Annotated in this window: 2 protein-coding genes; one reads left to right on the top strand and one right to left on the bottom strand. The window is 66.1% G+C overall.

What is annotated here, in order from left to right; genetic code table 11:
* Nucleotides 1–412: LysR substrate-binding domain-containing protein (locus ACWPWO_RS18835; protein WP_454007896.1), on the bottom strand; the 412-nt coding region annotated here is incomplete at its 3' end.
* Between ACWPWO_RS18835 and ACWPWO_RS18830 the strand changes: the two genes are divergently transcribed.
* On the top strand, nucleotides 299–1,107 hold an 809-nt coding region (locus ACWPWO_RS18830), incomplete at its 3' end, for a solute carrier family 23 protein (protein ID WP_454007895.1). The two genes, ACWPWO_RS18835 and ACWPWO_RS18830, sit on opposite strands and share 114 nt — an antisense overlap.

Genomic DNA, 1,107 nt, shown 5'->3' with positions numbered 1-1,107 from the left:
TGCGGTCCATTTCGAACACCTTGAACTGCTGCAGATAATGCCGCAGCCACAGGGACGCCTGGCCCAGTTGCGCCTGGCGGGACCACAGCAGATCCACGCCCACCACCCAGTCCGTGTGCGGATAGGCCTGCAGGGGCAGCTCCACCAGTTCGCCCGACTCGATCTCGCGCAGGATGGACTGGCGCGGCAGCGTCGTCCAGCCCAGGCCGGCGCGAGTCATCTCCAGCAGGGCCGAATAGCTTTCCGCCTGCCAGCTATTGCCCGCCTCCAGGTATTCCGTCGAAGGCAGCCGGTGGCCATGGGCCGCAAAGGCCAGCCGGCGATGCGCGCGCAGCTCGGCAAAGCTGATGGAGGCGCGCCGGGCAACCTGCTGCTGGGCCTGGCCACCATCGTCATCACCCTCTTCATCCACGCGCGCTTCTCCGGCTTCGTGGGCAATCTGTCGGTGCTGATCGGCCTGCTGTGCGGCACCGCCCTGGCCATGCTGATGGGCTACACGGACTTCAGCCGCGTCGGCCAGGCGGCCTGGTTCGAGCTGAGCCCGCCCTTCGCCTTCGGCATGCCCGAGTTCGCCCTGGCGCCCACGCTGGTGATGATGATGGCCATGCTGGTCATCATGGCCGAGACGACCGGCAACGTGCTGGCCATCGGCAAGATCACCGGCAAGCCCGCCAGCCAGACCACGCTGGGCGACGCCTTCCGCGCCGACGGCCTGTCCACCATGCCGGGCGGCCTGTTCAACAGCTTTCCCTACAACGCCTTCACCCAGAATACCGGCCTGATCGCCATGTCCAACGTGCGCAGCCGCTACGTGGTGGCCGCCGCCGGAGTGATCATGATCCTGATGGGCCTGTTTCCCAAGCTGGGCGCGCTGATCGCCACCATTCCCCGGCCCGTTCTGGGCGGCTGCGCCATCGTCATGTTCGGCATGACCACGGTGGCCGGCATCCAGGAGCTGAGCCGCGTGAAATTCGAAGGCACGCGCAACGGCCTGATCGTGGCGGCGCCGTCTCTTATAAACATCTCCGAGCCCACGCGACCGAGGCTGATCTCGTATGCCGTCCTCTGCTTGAAAAAAACCTCAGAGCCCACGAGACCGAGGCTTAG

Source organism: Alcaligenes sp. Marseille-Q7550, from assembly GCF_965112015.1.
The sequence above is the reverse complement of the archived record's forward strand: the minus strand, read 5'-3'. Positions and strand labels throughout refer to the sequence as shown.